The sequence below is a fragment of the Pauljensenia sp. 20925_1_27 genome (assembly GCF_041432835.1).
Taxonomy (GTDB): Bacteria; Actinomycetota; Actinomycetes; order Actinomycetales; family Actinomycetaceae; genus Pauljensenia.
In genome coordinates this window covers 12,983-36,062 of sequence record NZ_JAPWAH010000014.1, presented here as the reverse complement: position 1 = coordinate 36,062, position 23,080 = coordinate 12,983, and the positions used below count along the sequence as shown (strand labels likewise).

Below are 23,080 nucleotides of genomic sequence, written 5' to 3'. Positions count from 1 at the left end.
CCCACCGACCAACGGTAAAATGAGAGGATGCTCGGTACCTATCTCGATATTCTGCGTGTCCGTCAGTCGTGGAAGTTCTCCGCGGCTGGCCTTGTGCTGCGTATGCCAATGTCGATGGTGGGCCTGTCGACGATCCTGATGGTGCGCGCCGAGTACGGCAACTACACGCTGGCCGGCGCCGTCTCGGCGGTCAACATCATCGTCATGGCTCTGTGCGCGCCCATCCTCGCGCGCCGCGTCGACCGCCACGGGCAGCTGCGCGTCATGGGCCCCGCGTGGACGATCTCGGTCCTGTCGATGTCCGCGCTGGTCGCCGCCGTCTTCATGCACGCCCCGGCGTGGACGCTTTTCATCCCGGCAGCCCTCGCGGGTGCCACGTGGGGCGCACCCGGCGCGCTCGTGCGCTCGCGCTGGTCGACGATCCTGCACAAGCCCGGACAGCTGACGACCGCCTACGCCCTCGAATCCGCGGTCGACGAGTTCGTCTACATCGTAGGTCCCGTGCTCTCCACGGTCCTGGGCACCGCGGTGCACCCCGCGACCGGCCTCATCATCTCGATCGCAAGCCTGGCGGTGGGTGGCATCCTCTTCCTTTCGCGCCGCGACTCCGAGCCCGCCATCATCCCCCACGACCCGAGCGCCCCGCGCGAGTCCGTCATCCGCAAGCCCGTCGTCCTCGTCATGGCGGCGACCTACATCGGCATGGGCATGACGTTCGGCGCGATGGAAGTGTCGATGGTCAGCTTCACTGAGGAGCTGGGTACCCCCGCGCTCGGCGGCATCCTCCTCGCACTCTTCTCGATCGGCTCGCTGACGGCCGCGCTCGTCTACGGTGCGCGCACGTGGAGGCGCCCCACCTGGCAGCTGTTCGTGATCGGTGTGATCGCGATGGCGATCGGCATGAGTTTCTTCCCGGTGGCCTTCAACATCTGGACGATGGCCGCCGTCATCCTCATCACGGGCCTCACCTGCGCCCCCACCATGACGAACGTCAACGTCATCATCCAGAAGTCAGTTTCCCCCGCGAAGCTCACCGAGGGCCTGACCTGGATGTCGACCTCGATCAACCTGGGGACCTCCCTGGGCACCGCGGTCGCAGGTCCCGCGATCGACGCGATCGGCGCGCGCGGCGGACTCTTCACCATGTCGGGATCCGGCTGGGCGATGGTCCTCCTCATGCTTATCGGCCTGCCCGCCCTGCGCAGGGGCACCGCCCACGCCCCAAAGCCGACGCTTCCACTCGACTGAGGACCACGCAGCCCCGATTCTTGCGCTCCGGGTGGGTCGAGGCCCTATGATTGCCCTCATGCGCCTCCGACCGCCTCTCATCGACGACGAATCCCCTTCGCTCGCGCTCGCCCTCACGGCTGGCGTCGGCGAGTTCGCGTCGACTCTGCTGGTCGCAGTCATGTCGCAGGGCTGGTACTACCCGGGCGTCGTCGGCTTCGGAGGCATCGGCTCCCAGCGCAGTGCCCGCATCCTCGGCCGCGTCCTCATGGCGCGCGGCGACGAGGGCCGCTCCTGGCTCCAGACGAGGCGCGGGTGGCGCCAGTTTTTCAACGCCCAGGTCCCCCGCCAGCCCGTGCTCGTCACGGTCGGTAACGCGCGCAGGCTCGCCTTCGCGGACCGCGGCGGCTTCGTCGACATGACGGTCCTGGGCCACGGCCTCGAACCCGGCTGGCACGACGCGACCATTCAGGTCCTGCACGCGGGCGACGTGCGCGCCCTCGGCATGTCCGAGGACACCGCCGCCAAGCTCGCCGCCACCTTGCGCACCGCGACCCCGCTGCCCGCCCCGGCCTCGGCGATGCACGAGCGCCCCCGCAAGGGCCGCATCCGCGCCGGACGCCCCGCCCGCGTGCGTCTGCGCATCGTCTCCGACGACGAGCATTTCGGGGTGGTTTCCGACATCGACGACACCGTCATGGTGTCGATGCTGCCGCGCCTGGTCACGGCCGCGAAGCACGCGTTCCTCGACCGCGTCTCCGCGCGCGAGGCCGTCCCCGGCATGGCGAATCTACTGACGACGCTGACCACCTCCTCGGCCACGTCGGAGGGCGTGCCCGAGGGCACCCACGCCCCCATCATGTACCTGTCGACGGGCGCGTGGAACGTCGTGCCGACCGTGCGTTCCTTCCTGGAGCGCACCGGTTACCCAGCAGGCGGTTTCCTCATGACGGACTTCGGCCCCTCGAACACGGGATGGTTCCGCTCGGGCCCCGAGCACAAGCGCCGCGAGCTGCGCCGCCTGGCCCGCATGTTCCCGCACATGCGCTGGCTCCTGGTCGGCGATGACGGGCAGCGCGACCCCGAAATCTACGCGGAGTTCGCCCGCGAGTTCCCGCAGTGCGTCGCGGGCATCGCGATTCGCTCCCTGTCCGAGATCGAGCAGTTCATGGCTCACGGCAGCTTCGAGGCCATGGTGCCCGACGCCCTGTGGACCGTCCCCGAGTCCATTCCCGTCTGGTACGGTTCGGACGGCGAGGCGCTCCTGGAGAATATCCGAGGCCGTGGCACGGCCGGGCCGCTCGCCAGCCGCTGAGCGGGTGCTGAGCGGGTGCTGAGCGGGCAAGCCCGCCGGCGTGACGCTGCTTGAGGCCCCACGGGCCACTCTCCGGCCGCTGACCGGCCGCTGAGCGAGCGCTGACCGAGCGCTGAGCGGCCGCTGACCGGCCGCTGAGCGGGCAAGCCCGCCGGCGTGACGCTGCTTGAGGCCCCACGGGCCACTCTCCCACCAATTTCGCATGCAATTCCCCTGAGTGTATTTCAAGTGTTGAAGTCTGATCGTTGATATTCTGCGGTTTTTGAGCGTGCATCGATTCGTGTCGTGGGGGAATTGCATGCGAAATTTGCTTGGGCTGGGTGCTGCTGTTGTTTGTGGATACTGCGGCCGGGCTCCACCACCGCCCACCGGCACCGCGGCCAGGCTCTGTGCCTCGAAGCCCGCCCGTGCCCTCCACACCGGTCCCTCCGGCACCCTCCACGCAGGTGGGGCCTGGTGTCCTGTTGGCGAGCCCCAACTCTGCCGTTCGGTACAAAATTCTCCCTGCTCAGCTTCTTGGCGGTGACAACGGTACAAAACTCTCCCTGCATGTAGAAAAAGCGCCAAATCAAGCCATTTCGGGTGAACAGGGAGAGTTTTGTACCGGAAGTGGGGCCGTGAGGCTCGTGCTGGGAGAGTTTTGTACCGCACATGCGGTGGGAAGGGGTGTGCTGGGAGAGTTTTGTACCGGAAGTGGGCCGCCCTTGGGTCCTGTTGCTGGGCTTTCCCGCTCATGGGCACTGGGGCGGGGCCTTCCGGACCCGCAGGTGCGCTCCACGACGGTGGCGGTGGGGGTTTTGCACTACACGAAGCCCTCTTACGGCGTGTCGCCGGCGTGTCGCACCCTCTTGTAGTGCAATTCCCCCCGTCGAGGGGCCTGCCTGACGAGCGAGGCACCCAAAACGCAGACCACCTCGGTGAAAAACACTGAAAACGGGCTGCTAGTGGCGAAGTGGTCTGCGTTTTGGGCAGTTCCCGGGGGTATGGGTTGCTCGCGCACATTGTCGGGCGCCTGGACAGGGTGGTAGCGACCCGACAGCCACATTGCGCGTTCGCACGCGAACCCGCTATTGCGAGAGCTAACCCGCTATGTCGCACGTAAACCCGCTATGTGGAGTGTGGGCGGGCTACCCATGCTCGTATTGGCGGGTTAACGTGCGGATTAGAGGGCCCACGTGCGAATCAGCGGGTCCACGTGCGCGGCGAGGAACGCAGGCGGCTAGCACGCCTCAGCGAACTGCACCCCTGACGCTGAATGTCCACACCTGGCCAAGCGTTCGCCCACGCACGGGCGCGATGCAGGATTCACAGGAACGAGGCAAACACACCAACTAAAATCGTGACTTTCCCGCGCAACAAAGCCGAAAAGTCACCCCTCCAGCAACACGATTTGTCCATCCTCATAGTTGGTCCCAACCAACTAAAACACCGACTTTCCCGCACCGCCAAGCCGAAAAGTCACCCTTCCAGCAACACGCAGTGTCCTATAACCCCACAAGCAAGCCAAAAAGTCGCCACAAAACCAACACGTTTTGTCCTTTAACCCCATTTTGCCGTTTAGCCCCGAAACGAAGCTCATCACTATAAAAAGGCCGCCCCGAGGGGCGGCCCTTCCATCTATTGCGTCGTCACAAGTCCTACTTTGATCCCGACATCGGACGGCACTTAGTGGGCTGCTCGATGGGATCCGTGGACTTCAGGACTCGCTGCACGTCTTCGGCGCTCATCACGTCGTCGTAGAAGGTTCCCAGCTCGACGGTCACGGTGGAATCCTGCGCGTCGGAGAGGCGCACGTGCGCGCCGGGGAAGAAACGCGCCACCGAGTAGGCGTTATCCACCGCGTTCGGACCGGCGGTAATGCGCACTTTGCCGGTGTACTCGACGTCCGAGTTCGCGGGCTCCGCCGTCTGGAATCCAGCGGTTGTGAGCATGTCCGTCGCCTTGGATGCCAGGCCCTGGTGCTGCGTCGTGTTGATGACCATAACGGACACCTGACCGGGGGCGACGGGCTTCGCGTTCGCGGTCGGGCAAGGAATATCGCCGGTTTCGGCGTACTTGATCTTCACCGAAAAGTCATTGCCAAAGGGGACGGGGATGATGCCCGTGAACACCAGGGAGGCCACCACCGCGGCCACTAACATCACGACACCGATGATGGCGAACGTCGTGTTTTGACGCTGCTGGCGCTCGCGCAGGAATCGCTGGCGCGGAGTGAGGGCAGTGCGGGGCGCGTTCGGAGTACTCACAGTGTCCAGCCTATCGAATGGGAGCGTCCCGAGGCCAGACAACGCCCCGTCAGGCACGTTACATCTCGCCGCCGCACACCCTCGGCGCTACAGTAAGGTCACCCTGAGTAACGGGGCCACGCGCTGCCGCCCTACGCGGGACACCAACCGCACGGGGCCCCGGCCTCGCCTCCGTCCGACCCGAAAGAGGACCGCGATGAGCTTCCTGGACACCGACCTGCTCGCCCGCATCCACGAGCGCGCCGCCGACGCCGACGCCGCGAACACCTACCCCGAGGCCGACCTCGCCGACCTGCGCGAGGCCGGATACCTCGCCGCGTTCGTCCCCACGGAGTTCGGGGGCGCCGGCCTGAGCCTGACCGAGATCGCCGCCGAGCAGACGGCGCTGGCCAAGGCGGCGCCCGGTACCGCGCTGGGCATCAACATGCACCAGATCATCGTCGGGCTCGGCCGCTACCTGGTGGCGGCAGGCAACGCGCGCGGCGAGCAGATCCTGCGCGACGCCGCCGCCGGCGAGGTCTTCGGCTTCGGTATTTCCGAGCCGGGCAACGACCTCGTTCTCTTCGGCTCGACGACGCGGGCAACCGCGACGACGGACGGCGGCTACTCCTTCGAGGGCACCAAGATCTTCACGTCCCTGTCCCCCGTGTGGACGCGCCTGCTCATCTTCGGGCGCGCACAGGCCGAGGAGGGCCCCAAGTCCGTGTTCGGCATCGTCCACCGCGACGACGAGGGCTACTCGATCAAGGACGACTGGAACACGCTGGGCATGCGCGCCACCCAGTCCATGACGACACTCCTCCAGGGCGTGACCGTGCCCGAGGAGCGCATCCTGACGATCACGGACCCGGGACCGAGCGCCGACCCCGTCATCTTCGGGATCTTCTCCCACTTCGAGATCCTCCTGGCGGCCACCTACCAGGGCGTGGGCGAGCGCGCCGTCGAGGTCGCCGCCGAGCACGTGGCGAAGCGCCGCTCGGTGAAGAACCAGACGACCTACTCCAACGACCCCGACATCCGCTGGCGTATCGCCGAGGCCGCTCTCATCATGAACGCGGTCGGCCCGCAGATCCGCGAGCTGGCGCGCGACATCGACGAGGGCGTGGACCGCGGCCGCTCGTGGATGCCGCAGCTGTCCGCCGCGAAGAACGCGGCTGCCGAGGCCACGCTTCGTGCCGTCGAGCAGGCCATGCGCGCGTGCGGGGGCAGCGCCTACTACAACACGCACGAGCTCTCGCGCCTGTACCGCGACGCGCTCGCCGGCCTCTTCCAGCCCTCCGACCAGGAGTCCCTGCACGCCGCGTGGGCGAACCTGATCCTGGGCCCCATCGAGAAGGCGTAGCGCCGGAGCGGGAACGAGGCCGGGGCCGCAGCGCGGCGCCAAGAACGCGCCGCGCGGCCCGAGGCACCACCCCGCAGGACGGCCGCGCCCAGGCGTCGTCGACTCAGACAGAGAGGGCGGGCCCGAGGATTTCCTCGGGCCCGCCCTCCGTGAAGCGCGTGTTACGCGCGTCGCGTCAGTCGTTCCACGTGAACTTCTCGGGGCCGATCTCGCCGGTCGTGCCGATCATCCAGCCGCCGCGCGCCAGCGCGAAGGACTGACCGGTCTTCGTGTTCCAGCAGCTGATGCCGTCCTGCGTGGAGTGGCAGGCGTAGTCGCCCTTCGTGGCGGCCGCGCCGTAGGCGAGGGCGTTGCCGCCGCTGGGCGAAGCGCTCTCGCAGGACTGTCCGGCCTTGTCCTTCGTGGCGGTCAGGACGCCGACCTTGTTGCCGGTGCAGGAGGCGAAGCCGTCCTCGGCCCAGTCGGACTCGCCGATGCCGCAGCTGACGCCGTCAGCGGTGAAGGAGCAGGTGATGTTGCCGGACGGCGAGGAGAACGAGTCGACGGTGATCGCACCGGCGGGGGCCGGGTACTTCGCGGGTTCCTCGGTCGTGGCGCTCGCAGAAGGCGTCGGGGTCGACGAGGACGAGGAGGACGACGAGCTCGGGCTCGAACCGGCCGCGGGTCCCTCGTATCCGCGCGTGAACACGTAGATGACGAAGGCGAGGAGGACCGCCGCGGTCACGGCGAGGACACCGAGGATGACGGCCATGACGGGGAAGCCGCGCTTTTCCTTGGATTCGACGGCGGGCGCGGCGTTCTGCGGGGCGCTCGGCTGGACCTGGTAGGACGCGCCTGCACCCCGGTAGGCCTGGGGCATGGGCTGCGTGCGCGCGGGGGTGCCCGACGCGCTGGGGTAGGACGAGCCTGCCGATGCGCTCGGGTAGACGGCGGTCGCCTCGGGATCCTGGGCGGCCTTGCCTCCCAGGATGGAATGACGCTGCACCTGGGCAACGACCTGCTCGCGAGCACCCACCTGCGGGACGGGAGCATTCGTGCCGACGACAGCCGAGTAGGGGGTGGTGCGCTCGACCTGCGAGTAAGAGTTCACGCCCCCCTGGCCGAGCACGTACATGCCGGATTCGGAGGTGCGGATCGATGAGCCGGCGACCGCGCCGGACACATCACCGTGCATGACAAGGTAGCCGTTGGAGTCGATGTAGCCGTCATAGTCGTCGCGAGCCTCGAGTGCCGCGTTGACCTGCGGATCGTTGAACTGGTGCAACCAGTCGAGCAGCCCGCGATAGGCGTGCGGGTGGGCGGCCACCACCGGGCGCAGCTCGGGGTAGCGGTACGCCAGCTGGCGCAGCGCTTCAGCGTCGGTCGACGGGTCCTGGGCAGCCGCCGCAGGGTTGTCGAAATGCAGCTCTTCAGCCATCGAAACTCCAGACTTCACGGTCACGAGGTTGTTACACAATACCGCGATCAGGGGTCACAAGTGAAACCTTCACCATATTTTTTCCCACCATGCGGCGCTGTCACTTGACAAAAGCTCTACGAGTCACCACGGAAGACAAACCTGTCAAAGCCCAGGGTTTCGATGTCCCGCGCGAGGGAGCGAACCTGGTCGTCCCACCCCGGCCTCGTCGCACAGAACCCATCGGGCGTGCCCATGTCGCGTGCCTGCTGGAGCGCGAAGGTCCTCGCCCCCATCTCTCTCGCGCGCGCCGCAACCTCGAAACCGTCGCCGGGACCATCCGGGTAGACGGTCAGGCGCACCTCGTGGTCCACCTCGGGGTGGGCCAGGACGATGCGCAGCGACTCCCACGCCCGCTCCCCGGCACCCGCCCGCCCGGCCACGGCCTCGTAGTTGCCCCGGGTCGCCTTCACGTCGATGCCCACCCAATCGACGAGGCCCGCGCCCAGCAGCTCCGCCAGGCGGCGCGGGTAGGGACCCGCGGTGTGCAGGCCGACGCAGAAGCCGAGCTCGCGCACGCGCGCCATCGCCGCCCCCAGCGCTACCTGGCGGGTCGCCTCGCCGCCCGAAAACACGACGCCATCGAGGAGGCCGCGGCGGCGCGCCAGCAGATCCTCGAGCGTGCTCCATGCGACCACGCCCGGGATGCGCGGGTCGATAATCGCGCTGTTGTGGCAGTACGGGCACGCCCACGGGCACCCCTGCAGAAACAGGGAAGCCGCGAACTTGCCCGGCCAGTCCACGGTCGACATCGGGACGAGGCCCGCGATCTGCAGGTCGTCCGGCGTCCACTCGCGGTTCGCTCGCCCCCCGACGAGGCCGGGGCCGCCCAGGCTCAGCGTGCCCTCCCGGGGAGCCCCGGCCTCGTCAATCGGGGGACGGGCACCCACGTCAGCGGCTCCCCGCGGGAGGGAACGCGCTGACGAGCTCACCGTGCGCGTCCGCGGCGCTCTCGGAGAACATCTGACGCTCGTGGTACTCGCCCTTCTTGCCGATGTTGAAGGACTGGACCGGGCGGAAGTAGCCCATGACGCGCGTCCACACCTCGCAGGCCTGCGGCTCGGCATCGGGGTGGGCGGCAGCGCACTTGTCGCAGGTGAAGTGCTCACCCGCCAGGTAGCCGTGAACCGGGCAGATCGAGAAGGTCGGCGTGATCGTGATGTAGGGAACCTTGAAGGCCGTCAGCGAGCGGCGCACCATCTCCTTGCAGGCCTCGCCCGAGGAAACGCGCTCGCCCATGTACAGGTGCAGGACCGTGCCGCCCGTGTACTTGCCCTGTAGGACCTCCTGATCCTCGAGCGCCTGGAACGGGTCATCCGTGTACGCGACCGGCAGCTGCGAGGAGTTCGTGTAGTACGGCTCATCGGGCGTGCCCGCCTGGATGATGTCGGGGAAGCGCTTGCGATCCTCCTTCGCGAAACGGTACGTCGTGCCCTCCGCGGGGGTGGCCTCCAGATTGTACATGTGGCCGGTGGCCTCCTGGAGCTGAACCATGCGCTCGCGCACGCGGTCCAGGACACGCACGCACATGTCAAAGCCGCGCGGATCCGTCAGGTCGTAGGCGTCGTCGCTGAAGTTGCGCACCATCTCGTTCATGCCGTTGACGCCGATCGTCGAGAAGTGGTTATCGAGCGTGCCCAGGTAGCGCTGCGAGTAAGGGAAGAGGCCGTGATCCATGTGGCACTGGATGGTCTCGCGCTTGATCTCGAGGGACTTCGAGGCCAGGTCGATGAGCTCGTCCATGCGCGCGACCAGGCCCTCCTCGTCACCCTTGTACAGGTAGCCGAGGCGCGCCATATTCAGCGTGACCACACCGATCGAGCCCGTGAGCTCCGCCGAGCCGAAGAGGCCGTTGCCGCGCTTGAGGAGCTCGCGCAGGTCCAGCTGCAGGCGGCAGCACATGGAACGGATCATGTGCGGGTCCAGGTCCGAATTGATGAAGTTCTGGAAGTAGGGCAGGCCGTACTTCGCCGTCATATCGAAGAGGGCGTCGACGTTCTCGCCCTCCCAATCGAAGTCGGGCGTGATGTTGTAGGTCGGGATCGGGAACGTGAAGACTCGCCCGTCCGCGTCGCCGCCCGTCATGACCTCGATGAACGCGCGGTTAATGAGGTCCATTTCCCGCTGCAGCTCGCCGTAGGTGAAGTCGACGACCTCGTCGCCGATGAGAGGATGCTCGTCGGCCAGGTCGTCCGGGCACGTCCAGTCGAAGGTCAGGTTCGTGAAGGGGCACTGGCTGCCCCAGCGCGAGGGCACGTTCAGGTTGTAGATGAGCTCCTGCATGCACTGCACGATCTCCTCGTACTCCATGTCGTCCAGGCGCACGAATGGTGCCATGTAGGTGTCGAAGGAGGAGAACGCCTGGGCACCCGCCCACTCGTTCTGGAGGGTGCCGAGGAAGTTGACGATCTGGCCGCAGGCCGAGGAGAAGTGCTTGGGCGGGGCCGAGGCGATCGCGCCGCCCACGCCGTTGAAGCCCTCCTGGATGAGGCGCTTGAGGGACCAGCCGGCGCAGTAGCCGGCGAACATGTCGAGGTCGTGGATGTGGTAGTCGCCCTCGCGGTGCGGCGCGCCAATCTCCGGAGTGTAGACGTGCTCAAGCCAGTAGTTGGCGACGATCTTGCCCGCCGAATTCAGGATCAGACCGCCCAGCGAATACCCCTGGTTCGCGTTGGCGTTCACTCGCCAATCGGAACGATCGAGGTACTCCTCGACGGTTGCAATAGCGTCGACGTCGTATCGGGGTGCGGTCATTGTTCTGGTCCTGTCTTTTCTGCGTTGCCGCGTGTCTGCGTGTTTGCGTGTCTGCACTTCTGCAGTTCTGCAGTGGGTACTTCGGCGTGGGGATCTGTGTGGTGGGGCTGTGTGTGGTTGTCGCTGTGTGGTTGTTGGACTGTGTCGCCGTGTCGCGGCGTTGCAGTGTTGCGTTGTCGCGGCGTTGCGTTGCGAAGGCGGCCCGCCGCCGCTTCACCGCCTCCGGCGGGCGACCGTCCTGCTGTTCGGACGCGTGATCGACACGTCGTGAACACTGCGCCCTTGTGGGGCGCGGTCGTGGCACTGTGGGTGATGGAGGTTTCCTCCGCCCGGTGTGGCCTCCCCTAGATCTAGGGGTACGCGATCACGGATCACTAGATCTAGTGTTTGAGCCGAACGATGACCACAATATCTAGTGTCAATCGTGCGTCAGAAACGCGACGCGCGCGGCGGGCCATTCCGCTCGTCATTTGCGCGCTTTTTCGGGATCCATCGGGGACCTACGTCCCGACTCCCGGCACCCCGCGCTCCCACACTCCCGGCACCCCGGCCTCGCACCCAAAATTCCGCATGCAATTCAATTACTTTAACCTTCAACATCCCCTACGAACGTTGCAATTCCAACGATCGCAATTCAACATTTGAAATAGACCCAGGGGAATTGCATGCGAGATTGTTGGGAAACCACGAAACGCGACAGCCCCCGCCAACGCGACAGCCCCCACCAACGCGACAGCCCCCACCAACGCGACAGCCCCCACCAACGCGACAGCCCCCACCACAAAACGCGGAGGCCGCGACCGGAGAACCCGGCCACGGCCTCGTCGAGGGAACGAATCAGACGAGGAAGGGCAGCTTCTTGACGAGCCCCAGGCCCTTCCACCACGCGCCCAGACCGAGCGTGTCACCCGCGCTGGTGAGCGGAATCAGGATGAGGACGAGCGCGTAGACCAGGTGCTCGTTGACAACCGGGTTGAGGGATCCCCACACCCACGGCGCGACGGCCGCGTACATGAAACCCAGCATGACGACGCCCGCGACGGCCGCGAGCCGCGTGCCAATACCCAGCAGGAACGCCACCCCAATCCCCAACAACCCCAGCATGAACAGCCAATCCATCGCGGGCACGGCGAGGGACTCGAAGAAGGAGGCCAGGGGCTTGCCTGTGGTGGCGCCCGTCAGGTAGCTCTGCGCCGGCGTGCCACCGTTGATCCACGCGCGCGACGGGCCCGTCGAATAGTGCAGGCCGAAGGTCTTATCCACGAACGACCACAGGAAAATGAAGCCAACCGCGATGCGCAGCAGCGCCAGGACGAAGCGCGCGGGCTTGGAGGTGACGACGGCTGATGCGGAACGAGGCATGGCGGCCCTTTCTGGTGATCTGCGGTTGGTGGCGGGGTTGGAGCGCCGACGGCAGGGCCACTGCCTGCCAAGTCAGCAGCTCGATAACCCGCCGCCATTATCCACCGCTAGAGTCATGTGGGGCTAGTGGCATCGCGACGTCCGATGCCTGTCAGCAGCAAACTGGTAATCCGCAGTGGTTCCGGTGGTTTCACTAAACCGGCCCTGCACACCTGATTCGACGGCCCGGTACAAAACTCTCCCTGTTCGCAGCCCTCGCGGGTCGAACCGGTACAAAACTCTCCCAACACACCCAAGCCAGCGGCCCACCCGGTACAAAACTCTCCCAGCACACCCAAGCCAGCGGCCCACCCAGTACAAAACTCTCCCAGCACACCGAAAAACGCCGATTTTGGGGCATTTGACGCCAGCAGGGAGAACTTTGTACCGCTCGAGCCACCAACAACCCGAGCAGGGAGAACTTTATCCCGCATGCACGTCTTGGCTGCAGTGCCCGTGGGCGGCAGGGCCAGCACTCAGCAAAATCGCATGCAATTCGATTGCATGAACTTTCAACAACGTCTGAAAACGTTGCAATTCCAACGATTTGAATTCAAAGTTTGAAATAGATATAGGGGAATTGCATGCGAAATTGCTGTGCCGACGGGCCAGGACGCGGTGGCAGGCCACGGGGGCAGGCCGACGGGCCAGTCCGGGCTTCGAGACGACGCACCAAGCCGCCGATCAGCGACACAGGCACCGCCGGTGCGGAGGACGCCGCAGGGGCCTGACCGGCAACACACTAACGATAAGCACCGCCCGATCAGAGGCCGCCGCGAGGCCTGCAGGGCCCGGCCGGGCTTCGAGACGACGCGCCGAGCTGAAAGCTCGCAGCGCAGACGGCGAGCGGGCGGGCAGGCCACGCGGCGGCCGGAAATCGGGCGCGCCCGGAACGCCAACGGCACCACAAGCAACGCAAGGAACCCGGCACACACAGCAGCCAGGCCCGACAACGCCCAGAACACCACCGGCACCACAAGCACCATGAGCAGAAAAGCCACCACCGACCGGCACACCCAGCAGCCAGGCCCGACGATGCCCAGAACACCAGCGACGCCACAGGCAGCGCCCGAAGAACAGGCAGCGCCCGGAACACCAGCGTCGCCACAAGCACCGCAGCACATCAGCCGGAACCGCAGCACATCAGCCGGAACCGCAGCACATCAGCCGGAACCGCAGCACATCAGCCGGAACCGCCGGAACCGCCGAATTTACTCGCCCGCGAGGCGGTCGACTTCGTGCATGATGAGGCCGCACGCGGCGCTCACCCACGCGACGGCGGCGACGCCGAGGACGCGGGACCGCCAGGGCCTCACTTGCAGGAAGTCCTCGAAGCCGTAGCCGGATCCGGGGGATGCGGCGGACATGCTGAAGCCCCACATGGCGGCACCGGTGGCCAGCAGCGCGATGACGATGAGCCCGAGGCTCACCCACACCATCACGCGTTGAACTTTCGCGCCGTGCCGGGGCCGCCGCTCGATGGGCGACAGGGCGAGCGCCCACGCCCCCGCGATGAGGACGGCGGTGATGACGTCGGAGGGGCGGTGCCAGCCTTCCATCATGACGGACACGCCCATGAGGGATGTCCACGCCCACCCGATCCACGCGGACGGGCTGCGGAACCATTGGGGTGCGACGACGATGAGGGCGAGCGAGAGGGTGACGGCAACGGTCGTGTGCCCGGAGGGCAGCGAGTTGCCGGCACCCGTTGTGACGCCGAGATTGGGGCGGGTGAGGATGTAGTCCTTGAGGATTTGGGTCGTGACGTTCGCGCCGACGACGGCTCCGAGGGCGCGCCCGGCGAGGGTGGGTCGGCGTCGCGCGGCGGCGACAAGGGCGACGAAGAGGCCGGCTGCGACCATGACGGGCACGGACACGATGCCCGTGATGAGTGTGGAGAAGGCTTCGTAGCGGCTCGCGGAGCGCATCGTGCCTTCCATGAGGATGGTGTCGAGGACTTGCCCGGGCGCGGTTGCGAGCGCGACGTGGCTGATGAGCATCGTGAGCAGCAGGCAGGTGGCGACGCCGCCGATGCGTCGGGCCAGCTTGAGCCGGTACCAGGAGTCGGACACGAGTCGACGAGGCCGGGGCCCGTCCGCCGCAGGCGTGTCGGCGGGTGCGGGGCTGGGGGTGCGCCCTCGGGCGCCGCGCTGGGTCGCGGGCGCGCTGTCCTCTCGGGGCGCGCGGCCCGCGGTATCGGCGGTTGCCGACGAGCGCTTGCGGGGGCGCGCAGGGCGCGCGCCTTTGGTGTAGGACTCGTCGACGGTGGGGTCGGAGGGCAGAGCGGCGTTGGGGTCGTCCATGGTGTCCTCCGTTCGTGTCGATGGCGTATTCCGTCTCCACTGTAGTGGAGTGTGGCGCGGGCGTGTGGATCGGTTCGGGTTTGACGCTAGTCGAAGGCGATCGCACAGGGGACTGGGGTGGGCAGGGAAGCACAAGGCCTGCCCCGGGTGGGCGGCACTCAGTTGGGATGCCCGCGCACCTTCCACAGGCCTCGTCCCGGGCAGGGGCGGAACACACGGTACCCCTGGGCGGCACGCACGGCACAACGAACAACAGCCGACACGCGCACGGAAGTTGTCAGACAAGGTGGGCGCGCGCGGGAGAGAGGCCTCGGTTACAGTGGGGGTGTCCGATCCATACGTGTCACGCGGGAGTTGTCAGTGGCTGCATCTTCACCTGTCAGCACCGATCGTATTCGGGATTTGTTGCGTTCTCGCGATGTGCGTTTCGGCGACTACAACAAGGGCGAGCTGGCTTACTTGACGCCGAATGCCGCATTTTTCTGGAATGCGACGAACCCTCAGATTCTGCAGTTGCGCGCGCAGTGGCGCGGGATTGCGCGCACGCCCGAGCAGTTCGGTGAGCTGGCCCGCGAGGTCGCGGCCTGCAATTCGACGCGCACGGGCCCGAAGGCGTACCTGGCTCCCCTGGAGGACGGCACGCAGTATGGCTTGATCGCGGAATGCAACGTCGTGGTCATGTCGGGGCTCACTCAGGCGCAGTTGGATAATTTCTTTGAGACGTCGATGTCGATGATTATGGGTTTTTTCGCGGATCTTGAGGTGACGTTGCCGGGGTTCGTGGATTGGGATTCTCAGGGTCGGGAGGCTTCGCTGTGAACGTTCCGTACGTGGTTCCCGAAGATGAGGTGACCCCTTACCCGGCCGATTTTGAGCGGGTTGTTGAGGCCGTGCGCGAGATGGGCTACGGGCTGGATGTGATCGAGAAGGGTCACGCGGCGGGCGCGATTTTCGATGATGTTCCGTTCCTGGTGTCGTTTGATACGGCGGGGCGTTTCCTGTCGATTCGTGCGCTGTGGGAGTCGGATCTGCCGGCGGAGAGCGCGGAGCCCGCTCTGTTTGCAACTGCGGACAATTGGAATCGTGAGAAGTATTTTCCGACGGTGTACACGTCGACGTCGCCGGAGGGGACGCTGGGCGTGTACGCGGATTTCGTGGTGGACACGGAGGCCGGCCTGTCGGATGTGCAGCTGCGTGACGCTATTTCGTCGGGTATTTCGACGGGTATCGCGGCGATCCAGTACGTGAAGGAGTCCGCCTCCGAGGCGCTGGGGTTGGTGAATCCGGGCGCGGATGAGCGCTGACCGCCCTGCCTCTCCCGACTCGTACGAGGCCGGGGCGGCTTCACGCGAGGGCGCGCACTTGGCTCCGGGCACGGGGTCGTCGGCGTCGCCTCGAGGGGAGGCGGATGATCGGGCACGACCGAACAGCACTGCCGCGCCGGGCCTCGCCTCGTCTCCCTCTCCCGCCGACCTGCTGAGTGTTTTGGAACGCCTGAGCGCCGGGGATGATCGGCTGCTCGGCCACGTGACGTTGCCGGGGAGGAAGGGGCGGATCGCGGATTGGCCGGAGTGGGTCAGCCCCGCGGTTGTGGACGCGTGGGCGCGCCGGGGCGTGGAGCGCCCGTGGATTCATCAGCGCGACGCCATGGACGCTGTGCGTGAGGGCCGCGATGTCGTGCTCGCGACGGGCACGGGGTCAGGCAAGTCGCTGGCCGCGTGGACGCCGATCCTCTCCGACCTGGTGGAGGCCGAGGATTCGTCGCGTATTTCCGCGATTCACCGACGCCCGACAGCGCTGTACCTGGCTCCGACGAAGGCTCTGGCGGCGGATCAGCTGGCCTCGCTCATGGCGCTGCTCGGCCAGGACGACAAACCGGACGATGCGCGAGGGAAGTCCGCCCCGGAAGGGAGCCCCGGCCTCGTCGATGAGAGGCTGCGCCGCGTGCGCGCGACGACGGTGGATGGGGACACGCCGCGCGAGGCGAAGGAGTGGGCGCGCGCGGGCGCTGACCTGATCCTGTCGAACCCTGATTTCCTACACTACGTGATGCTGCCCTCGCACCAGCGGTGGTCGCGGTTCCTGGCGTCGCTGCGCCTCATCGTCATCGACGAGGCACACCATTGGCGCGGCGTGACCGGCTCGCACATTGCGCTGGTCGTGCGCCGTCTGCTGCGCGTCGCCCACCACCTGGGGGCGGATCCGCGCGTCGTCATGCTGAGCGCGACGGTGCGCGACGCGGCGGCGGTGGGCCGCGCACTCACGGGGCGCAACGCGGTCGCCATCACCGAGGACGGCTCGCCGGCGGGCGCCCACGAGCTGGTCCTGTGGCAGGGCGCGATCATGGCCGACGAGTCCGAGGTCGATATTTCCTCCTTCCTGGAGGCCATCGACGCGCCGCTGGGGGCGGCCACCCTCAAGGTCCCGATCGTGCGGCGCAGCGCCGGGGTCGAGGCAGCCAACCTGGCCACCGCCTTCGTCGAGGAGGGGGCGCGCCTCCTCGCCTTCGTGCGCTCGCGCGCAGGGGCCGAGGCCGTGGCCGCTCAGGTGCGCGACCGACTCTCGGCGCGTGGTTCCGCGAACGCGGGCCGGGTCGGCGCATATCGCGGCGGCTACCTGCCCGAGGAGCGCCGGGCGCTCGAGGAGGCGATCCGCACGGGAGGAGTGCGGGCGCTCGCGACGACGTCGGCGCTCGAGATGGGCCTGGACATCTCGGGGCTGGACGCGACGATCACCGTCGGCTGGCCGGGCACTCGCGCGTCGCTGCGTCAGCAGATCGGGCGCGCGGGTCGCGCGGGCGCGCCGGGCACGTCCGTGCTCATCGCATCGGACAACCCGCTGGACGCGTACCTGGTGCGCCACCCGGAGCATATTCTCGGCGAGGTCGAGGCCTCCGTCATCGACCCCTCGAACCCATGGGTGCTGGCACCGCACGTCGCCGCTGCAGCCGCCGAAATACCGATCACCCCGTCCGATATCACCTACTTTGGGACGGAGCTGCGCGGGGTTGTCGAGCGCCTCGTCGCCGACGGGTACCTCAAGCGCAGGCCCGCAGGGTACTTCTGGGACGCCACTCGCCCCGAGCGCCCCAGCGACCTCACCGACCTGCGCGGAGCCGCCGGCGACGTCCAGATCGTCGACGCTGCCACCGGCACCGTCGTCGGCACGATCGACCAGGCCTCCGCCGACGCCCACGTCTTCCCCGGTGCCATCTACATCCACCAGGGGCGCACTTTCCACGTCCTGAGCCTCAGCTCCCTCACCACGCCCACCGCCCCCGCTGCCCAGGGGTGGCCGCGCGCACTCCTGCCCGAGGCGTCGGGCGGCACCCGGGGAAGCGAGCACCTCGGGGGCGGGGAGCGGGAGGGGGCCCAGGCCTCGTCGATCATCATCCCGCCCGCACGGACGGGCGATGCGCGCGTCGCCCTGGTCGAGGAGGTCCGCACTCCCCTGCGCACGCGCTCGGCAACCCACACGAGCGTCGAGGTGTGCGCCATCGAGGAGACGTATGTGTGCGGGGACGGCACGGTCACGTGGCATCACGGGCCGACGAACGTGTCGACGCGGGTCACCGACTACGACCTGCTGCGCCTGCCCGGGCTCGAGTTCATCCGCAACATCGAGCTGTTCCTGCCCACCCATACGCTGCCCACGAAGTCCACGTGGTTCACGCTCACCCCGCAGGCGCTGGCAGCGATGGGGATCGAGGCCGCGGACCTGGCGGGCACGCTGCACGCGACCGAGCACGCGATGATCGGAATCCTGCCCGTCGTCGCGACCTGCGACCGATGGGACCTGGGCGGCCTATCCACCGAGCTGCACGACGACACGGGCGCACCCACCGTGTTTATTCACGACGCGTTCCGGGGCGGCGCGGGGCACGTGCTCGCCGGCTTTCACAGCGCCCGGTCGTGGGTCGCGGCCACGCTCGAGGCCGTGTCCTCTTGCGACTGCGAGTCCGGGTGCCCGCGCTGCGTCCAATCCCCCAAGTGCGGCAACGGCAACGAACCCCTGTCCAAACAGGGCGCGATCACGCTGCTTACCTACCTGCAGGACCGGGCGCCGGGGGCGTGAGAGGCGCACTCGCACCGCCGCCACTCGTGGACGGCTCAGCCTCGCACTAAAGACACCCGAACCTGCACCGGAGATACTCACGCAAGGCTCGACCCCACACCGTAGATACTCGAAGGGGCCGACCCTGAGGCCGACCCCTTCGAGTATCCCATCAACACAGTGCAAGTCTTCCGATGCGTTCCCTTTCTCGGCTCACCCTTGGTGGGTGTCGCCCTTGGCTTGATGACTATTAATGTACGGACCTCACCTGTGGGAACCATTGAACGAAGCTGGCAATTTCCTGAGAATTTTTCACCGCTCCGGCCCGGCTCGCGCCTTCGCACGCGCAATCGTTGATATTCCAGCGATTCTGATGCTCTGACTGACAACGACGAGGCAATCGCACTCGCGCACTTCGCAAGACTCGATCCCTACTCCGTTCTCCGCAGCGACGGAGGATGCCGCCACGCATGGGCGTTCTCCCACGTCCTCCCAGGGCGCCGTTGCCGATTCTTCGGCGCCCGCTAACGCCGCTAGGTCGGCGACGGCCTGCAGGCGCGCCTGCTCGCGGTGCGCGGCGCCCACCCCACCGAGGACCACAGCGAGGCCGAGCGCGAGGACGATCAGGGCTACGGTGTTGACGGTCCCCGATCCGTCCTCCCCGCACAGCGCGCGCGGATCGCCCGCCCCCTCAGGGTCGCTCCCGTGGGTGGCCGCCCCCTGTTCGGGGATCACGGCAGGACCCCCTCGTCGATGGTCGTCACCGAGCAGCGCGCCACGCCCCCAACCCAACCTGCGGCGCCGCGGTAGGAGGCGGTGCCGGTGACGCTCACCCACCCGCCGGCGCGGGTGACGGCGTAGGATCCCGGCGCGTACGCGGCCGATGCCGCCGCCTGCGGATCCCCCTGCCCGATCGAGGCGGCCCTCGCCCCCTCGCGCACCGCCTGGCACAGGGATGCCCCCGTCATCCCGGCCTGGGCGACCGCGACAATGACGCCGATGACGGCCGTGACGGCGAGGAATCCGATGGCGTGTTCGACGGTGACGTACCCGTGGTCGCAGCTCTTCATCGGGTGTTCAGCGCCTCCTGGATGATGGACTCCAGGGCGGCGCGCACGGTGTCCGATTTGAGGATCACGATGAGGAGGCCAGCAAATCCCGCGGCCGCGATGGTCCCGATCGCGTACTCCACGGTGGTGGCCCCCTCTTCCGGATCCGCGGGGTCTGTGGGAGCGTCCCCGCCCCGCCCCACCGTCATGTGATGGGCCGCGTCCTGCAGGGCGCTCAACGCGCGGAGCTGAGCGCGCGTGGCCGCGGATTCGATTCTGTCGATAATCATCATTGATCTGTCCTTTCGTCTGCGCGCCTATCGACGCGTGCGGCCAGTGTGCCCGCCGCCCCTCCCCCGATTCCACGCGGATTCGGACCCCTGTGGATAACTCAGGCACGCCGAAGAGCCCTGTGGATAACTCGTGCACACCAACGACCCCTGTGGATGGCTCCTACATGCCGAGGCCACCGGTGAGGGTGGCGAGCAGGGGCGCGATCCCGAGCGCGAGGAATGCGGGGAGGAAGCAGGCGCCGAGCGGCCCGACGAGTCGGACGCTGAGTTCTTCGGCGCGTGTTTTGGCGTCGGCCAGGCGGGCCCGGCGTTCCCACGAGGCGCTGCGAGCGAGCATCGTCTCAGGCGCGTTTCCGCTGGTCCAGGACGATTCGAGGGCATCGCGCAGCGGGCGCGTCCATTCCGGAGTCTCTTCCCAGGCCTCGTCCCATGGGACGCCGAGCCTCAGGGCCTGGGCCGTCCACGCGAGGGGTTCTCGCGCACAGGCAGCGGCCAGGGCGTCGAGGACGCGCGGAATCGCGGCCCCACAGGCGAGGCCGGCGGCGACGAGGTCGCAGGCCAGGGCGGGGTCCGTTTCCTCGTCGACAGATCGGGCCCGCGCGAGGATCCGGCGGCACGAGGCGATGCCGGCCACCCAGGCGGCCGCACCAAGCAGCGCGCAGATTCTCCCGACGGTCGCTCCCGTGTAGAACTGCCAGGGCGAGGCGCCCAGGGCGAGCGCGCTCACGATTCCGACAAGTGGAAGCGCGGCGAGGACTCGCGCGGACATGAGGGGACCGGCGGAGGCGACGCGGCGCGCTTCCGCGACGGCCTGGGCGTCATCGATACTGTCCCCGATGGCGTCGAGGATGTCGGCCATGGGCGCGCCGAGGCCGTGGCTGAATCGGCAGGCCAGGGCGACGGAGGCGGCGGTGCGACGAGCGGCCGCGTCTGGGGCCCGGGCGCGCAAGGGGAGCTCCCACCGCGGCGGCTCTCGCGCCCATTCGTCGAGGATGGGCGGGTAGGACGCGCTTTCAGGCACAATTCCGCCCGCGCCGATGCGCGCGAGGGAGTCCGACCAGGCTCGCCGCGTCGGCGCTCCCGCGCGCAGCCGCGTCGCCACCTCGGCGACCAGGAGGGAGAGCTCGCGCGCCTGAGGCACGCCGCAGGTGCGCCCTCGATGCCTCCCGCTTCCTCCCCTGCCTAGGCGTCTGCGCAGGCGGCGCATCCACGCGCGTTCGGCAGATTGACGAGAACCGGCAGGGCGCATCCACGCGCGCACAACGCGACGCTCGTGCACACCACGTACGACGGCCGCGAGCGCACGAGACACCAGGATGAGCGCGCACAGCACGAGCACGCACGCAAGCGCGCGATCGGCCGAGCGCGCCACGACGTCGCGACCGCCACCGAGAACGGCCATCCAACCGGCACCCCACCTCATAGTCCGGCCTTTCGAGCCAGGGACTCCCAGGCCTCGTGAGTGGTCACCTGTCCTGAGGCTGTGGCGCTGAGCGCGACCGCGCACTCGAGCGGCCCGCGAGCGCGCGTGAGTACCCCGACCTCGGATACCCAGCGGTGCCCGCAGGGGGATCGTCGCATGTGGAGGACGGCGTCGAAGGCACTGGCGGTCTGGGCGGCGACGGCTTCCTCGCCCATGCCGGCGAGCGCACCGAGGGCGGCCAGACGCGCGGGCACCTCTCGCGTCCCGTTCGCGTGGATGGTCGCCCAGCCGCCGTCGTGTCCCGTGTTGAGGGCGGTCAGGACGTCGCGCACTTCGGGGCCTCGGCACTCTCCCAGGATGAGGCGGTCGGGGCGCATGCGCATGGCCGCGCGCACGAGGTCGGACAGGGTGACGGCGCCTCGCCCCTCGACGTTTGGCTTGCGTTCGACGAGGTGGACGCAGTGCGGGTGGGCGGGGGCGACCTCGGCGACCTCCTCGATGCACACGATGCGTTCGCTGGAGGGGACGAGGGAGAGGGCGGCGCTCAGGAGGGTGGTTTTGCCGCTGCCGGTGGCGCCGGAGACGAGGACGTTGGCGCGCGAGGCGACGAGCGTGCGCAGGAGCGGGCCGAGGGCGCCCGGCAGGGTGCCGCGCGCGATGAGGTCCCCGACGCCCAGCCGACGCGTGCCGAGCACGCGCAGGGAGATGAGCGTTCCCGACCCGGAGACGGGGGGCAGGACCGCGTGCAGGCGCACGCCCCCGGGCAGGGTACCGTCGGCGATGGGGCTGGCGTCGTCGAGGCGCGCCCCGCACGCGCTCGCCAGCCGGATCGCAGCGTGGCGGGCGTCGGCCTCGTCGTGGATGCCGACGTCGACGCGCGCGAGACCGCCTCCTCGCTCGGCCCACGCGTGAGCGCCGTTGATGAGCACGTCGGTGACGCCCGGGTCGTCGAGGAGGCGCGCGAGGGGCGGGTCCATCCCGCGCTGCCGGGCACGCAGGGTCTCGAGGGCGTCGGCGGCCTCGCGTGCGCCGCAGCCGGGTCGAGACGTGTCGGCGATCGCCCCGGCGGGCGGCGTGCCGCGGGCGAGGAGTCGCAGGGCGCTACGCACGGGCCACCTCCAGGCGCAAAGTCTCGTCGCGGGCGATGGAACGCCCGCGCAGGGGCGTCGGCTCGAGGGAGGCGAGGGCCCGGCGGAGAGCACGCAGATCCCGGCCCGGTCGCGTCGGCGCGCGCAGGATCGGGCGCGGCGCACACGCGGACAGCCCCGGGCTGCGCCTGCCGCGACCAGCCGACACAAGCGTGATCGCGGGGCACGGCGGAGGATGGCAGGCAAGGCTCGCGGCCATCGCCGCGGCACCCTCCAGGTCCCGGCGCGTCACGAGGACGAGAGCGTTCGCGTGAACGGCGGACGCGCAGCGCGCAGCCCGCTCATCCCATCGTCCCGCGTCCACGATGAGGGGAGCGTGCAGGGACCGGCAGGCGGCGGCGACGCGCGGGTCGTCCGCGCTGGCACCGCCGCGCGCGTCCCCGACGAGGGCCCGCACCCCACCCAGAGTGGGCAGGTGATCGCGCAGCGACGGCAAATAGCAGTCCTCCCCCGGGTCGAGGTCCGCCCACCGCACGCCGGGGACATCGCACTCGGGGGCGCGAGCAAACCCGGGCACAGACCCGGAGGCGTCAACGACGACCACGCCTCGCGCCCGCCCGCGTTCACGACGACTCGCCCGACGCCACCACCGCCCTGGAACACCGCGGCGCCGCCCATACTCGCGGGCCAGCAGTCGCACGACGCTCGTCGTGCCCACCCCGCCGCAGATCCCGGCGACCACCCACACCGCGCCGGGCGTCGCCCACCGGTGGCAGGCCTCGGCGATGAGGGAGACGAGGAGGGCCGTGTCCCCGGGCAGACTCACCTGCCCCTCTCCCCCGACGCGCACGCAGGGCACGCCGACGGGCACGGGCGCGCCCGGCGAGGCGAGGACCAGCAGCGCGCGGGCCGGGTTCGAGCACACCCGCGCCCCGGCGAGTTCCACCGCGTCTCGGGCGCACTCCAGGTCGGGCGGGGTGAGGCCGACGAGCGCGACGGGCCCCCGATTCGCGACATCGCGCGTCTCATCATGGGTTTCCATGCAGCTACGCTGCGCCTGAGGGAACCCTCCCGTCCACCCGCGCGCGTGCCCCTGTGGACAACGCAGACCCGAAATGCCACCCTGTGCA

The 23,080-nt window shown here is 68.4% G+C and carries 18 protein-coding genes; 6 read left to right on the top strand and 12 right to left on the bottom strand.

What is annotated here, in order from left to right; all coding sequences use genetic code 11:
• Positions 1-27: 27 nt before the first annotated feature.
• The gene (locus O3684_RS07935; protein WP_500066171.1) at positions 28-1,248 is read left to right on the top strand and encodes an MFS transporter; all 1,221 of its coding nucleotides are present in this window, start codon (positions 28-30) and stop codon (positions 1,246-1,248) included.
• Positions 1,249-1,294: 46 nt separating this feature from the next.
• Entirely contained in the window at positions 1,295-2,542 is a 1,248-nt protein-coding gene (locus O3684_RS07930; RefSeq protein WP_500066170.1) for an App1 family protein phosphatidate phosphatase, read from the top strand.
• 1,637 nt (positions 2,543-4,179) lie between these two features.
• Here O3684_RS07930 and O3684_RS07925 read toward each other — a convergent pair.
• Entirely contained in the window at positions 4,180-4,788 is a 609-nt protein-coding gene (locus tag O3684_RS07925) for a LytR C-terminal domain-containing protein (protein WP_500063473.1), read from the bottom strand.
• Positions 4,789-4,984: 196 nt separating this feature from the next.
• Here O3684_RS07925 and O3684_RS07920 point away from each other — a divergent pair, with 196 nt between their 5' ends.
• Positions 4,985-6,130, top strand: coding sequence for an acyl-CoA dehydrogenase family protein (locus O3684_RS07920; protein WP_500063472.1), 1,146 nt, complete (start codon positions 4,985-4,987; stop codon positions 6,128-6,130).
• Positions 6,131-6,305: 175 nt separating this feature from the next.
• Here the strand turns inward: O3684_RS07920 and O3684_RS07915 are convergent, their stop codons facing one another.
• The 5 genes from O3684_RS07915 to O3684_RS07895 all read right to left on the bottom strand — a co-directional run bounded on the left by O3684_RS07915 (position 6,306) and on the right by O3684_RS07895 (position 14,044).
• A complete protein-coding gene (locus O3684_RS07915; protein ID WP_500066168.1) occupies positions 6,306-7,547 on the bottom strand; it encodes a variant leucine-rich repeat-containing protein in 1,242 nt (413 codons plus the stop codon).
• Positions 7,548-7,663: 116 nt separating this feature from the next.
• Complete coding sequence (locus O3684_RS07910; RefSeq protein WP_500066166.1) at positions 7,664-8,476, bottom strand: anaerobic ribonucleoside-triphosphate reductase activating protein; 813 nt, start codon at positions 8,474-8,476, stop codon at positions 7,664-7,666.
• 1 nt (position 8,477) lies between these two features.
• Entirely contained in the window at positions 8,478-10,397 is a 1,920-nt protein-coding gene (locus tag O3684_RS07905; protein ID WP_500066164.1) for a ribonucleoside triphosphate reductase, read from the bottom strand.
• 780 nt (positions 10,398-11,177) lie between these two features.
• A complete protein-coding gene (locus tag O3684_RS07900) occupies positions 11,178-11,702 on the bottom strand; it encodes a hypothetical protein (RefSeq protein WP_500066163.1) in 525 nt (174 codons plus the stop codon).
• A 1,250-nt stretch (positions 11,703-12,952) separates the two neighbouring features.
• Positions 12,953-14,044 carry a phosphatase PAP2 family protein gene (locus tag O3684_RS07895; RefSeq protein WP_500066161.1) on the bottom strand — a complete coding sequence of 364 codons (1,092 nt, stop codon included), beginning with the start codon at positions 14,042-14,044 and terminating at the stop codon, positions 12,953-12,955.
• A gap of 402 nt (positions 14,045-14,446) precedes the next feature.
• Between O3684_RS07895 and O3684_RS07890 the strand changes: the two genes are divergently transcribed.
• The 3 genes from O3684_RS07890 (at position 14,447) to O3684_RS07880 (ending at position 18,118) form a co-directional block, all read left to right on the top strand.
• Entirely contained in the window at positions 14,447-14,863 is a 417-nt protein-coding gene (locus tag O3684_RS07890; RefSeq protein WP_500066160.1) for a YbjN domain-containing protein, read from the top strand.
• Complete coding sequence (locus tag O3684_RS07885) at positions 14,860-15,348, top strand: YbjN domain-containing protein (RefSeq protein WP_500063464.1); 489 nt, start codon at positions 14,860-14,862, stop codon at positions 15,346-15,348. The genes O3684_RS07890 and O3684_RS07885 overlap by 4 nt, the downstream gene beginning before the upstream one ends.
• Before the next feature lie 190 nt (positions 15,349-15,538).
• Complete coding sequence (locus tag O3684_RS07880) at positions 15,539-18,118, top strand: DEAD/DEAH box helicase (RefSeq protein ID WP_500066186.1); 2,580 nt, start codon at positions 15,539-15,541, stop codon at positions 18,116-18,118.
• A gap of 291 nt (positions 18,119-18,409) precedes the next feature.
• Here O3684_RS07880 and O3684_RS07875 read toward each other — a convergent pair whose 3' ends face one another.
• The 6 genes from O3684_RS07875 to O3684_RS07850 form a co-directional block, all read right to left on the bottom strand.
• Positions 18,410-18,832 carry an Rv3654c family TadE-like protein gene (locus O3684_RS07875; protein ID WP_500066158.1) on the bottom strand — a complete coding sequence of 141 codons (423 nt, stop codon included), beginning with the start codon at positions 18,830-18,832 and terminating at the stop codon, positions 18,410-18,412.
• Positions 18,829-19,167, bottom strand: coding sequence for a TadE/TadG family type IV pilus assembly protein (locus O3684_RS07870; protein WP_500066156.1), 339 nt, complete (start codon positions 19,165-19,167; stop codon positions 18,829-18,831). Before O3684_RS07870 ends, O3684_RS07875 begins: the two co-directional genes overlap by 4 nt.
• Complete coding sequence (locus O3684_RS07865) at positions 19,164-19,439, bottom strand: DUF4244 domain-containing protein (protein WP_500062965.1); 276 nt, start codon at positions 19,437-19,439, stop codon at positions 19,164-19,166. The genes O3684_RS07870 and O3684_RS07865 overlap by 4 nt, the downstream gene beginning before the upstream one ends.
• A 160-nt stretch (positions 19,440-19,599) precedes the next feature.
• Positions 19,600-20,862, bottom strand: a complete 1,263-nt coding sequence (locus tag O3684_RS07860) for a type II secretion system F family protein (protein WP_500066155.1) — start codon at positions 20,860-20,862, stop codon at positions 19,600-19,602.
• Positions 20,859-21,971, bottom strand: coding sequence for a TadA family conjugal transfer-associated ATPase (locus O3684_RS07855; protein WP_500066154.1), 1,113 nt, complete (start codon positions 21,969-21,971; stop codon positions 20,859-20,861). The genes O3684_RS07860 and O3684_RS07855 overlap by 4 nt, the downstream gene beginning before the upstream one ends.
• On the bottom strand, positions 21,964-22,992 hold the full coding sequence (locus O3684_RS07850) for a CpaE-like family protein (protein WP_500066152.1): 1,029 nt from the start codon (positions 22,990-22,992) through the stop codon (positions 21,964-21,966). Before O3684_RS07850 ends, O3684_RS07855 begins: the two co-directional genes overlap by 8 nt.
• Positions 22,993-23,080: the final 88 nt, after the last annotated feature.

Bases quoted from the DNA above. Each gene is read 5' to 3' on its own strand.
- O3684_RS07870 (WP_500066156.1), bottom strand. From the start codon at position 19,167: ATGAAGAGCTGCGACCACGGGTACGTCACCGTCGAACACGCCATCGGA.
- O3684_RS07865 (WP_500062965.1), bottom strand. From the start codon at position 19,439: ATGATGATTATCGACAGAATCGAATCCGCGGCCACGCGCGCTCAGCTC.
- O3684_RS07935 (WP_500066171.1), top strand. From the start codon at position 28: ATGCTCGGTACCTATCTCGATATTCTGCGTGTCCGTCAGTCGTGGAAG.
- O3684_RS07895 (WP_500066161.1), bottom strand. From the start codon at position 14,044: ATGGACGACCCCAACGCCGCTCTGCCCTCCGACCCCACCGTCGACGAG.
- O3684_RS07850 (WP_500066152.1), bottom strand. From the start codon at position 22,992: ATGGAAACCCATGATGAGACGCGCGATGTCGCGAATCGGGGGCCCGTC.
- O3684_RS07920 (WP_500063472.1), top strand. From the start codon at position 4,985: ATGAGCTTCCTGGACACCGACCTGCTCGCCCGCATCCACGAGCGCGCC.
- O3684_RS07900 (WP_500066163.1), bottom strand. From the start codon at position 11,702: ATGCCTCGTTCCGCATCAGCCGTCGTCACCTCCAAGCCCGCGCGCTTC.
- O3684_RS07915 (WP_500066168.1), bottom strand. From the start codon at position 7,547: ATGGCTGAAGAGCTGCATTTCGACAACCCTGCGGCGGCTGCCCAGGAC.
- O3684_RS07930 (WP_500066170.1), top strand. From the start codon at position 1,295: ATGATTGCCCTCATGCGCCTCCGACCGCCTCTCATCGACGACGAATCC.
- O3684_RS07860 (WP_500066155.1), bottom strand. From the start codon at position 20,862: ATGAGGTGGGGTGCCGGTTGGATGGCCGTTCTCGGTGGCGGTCGCGAC.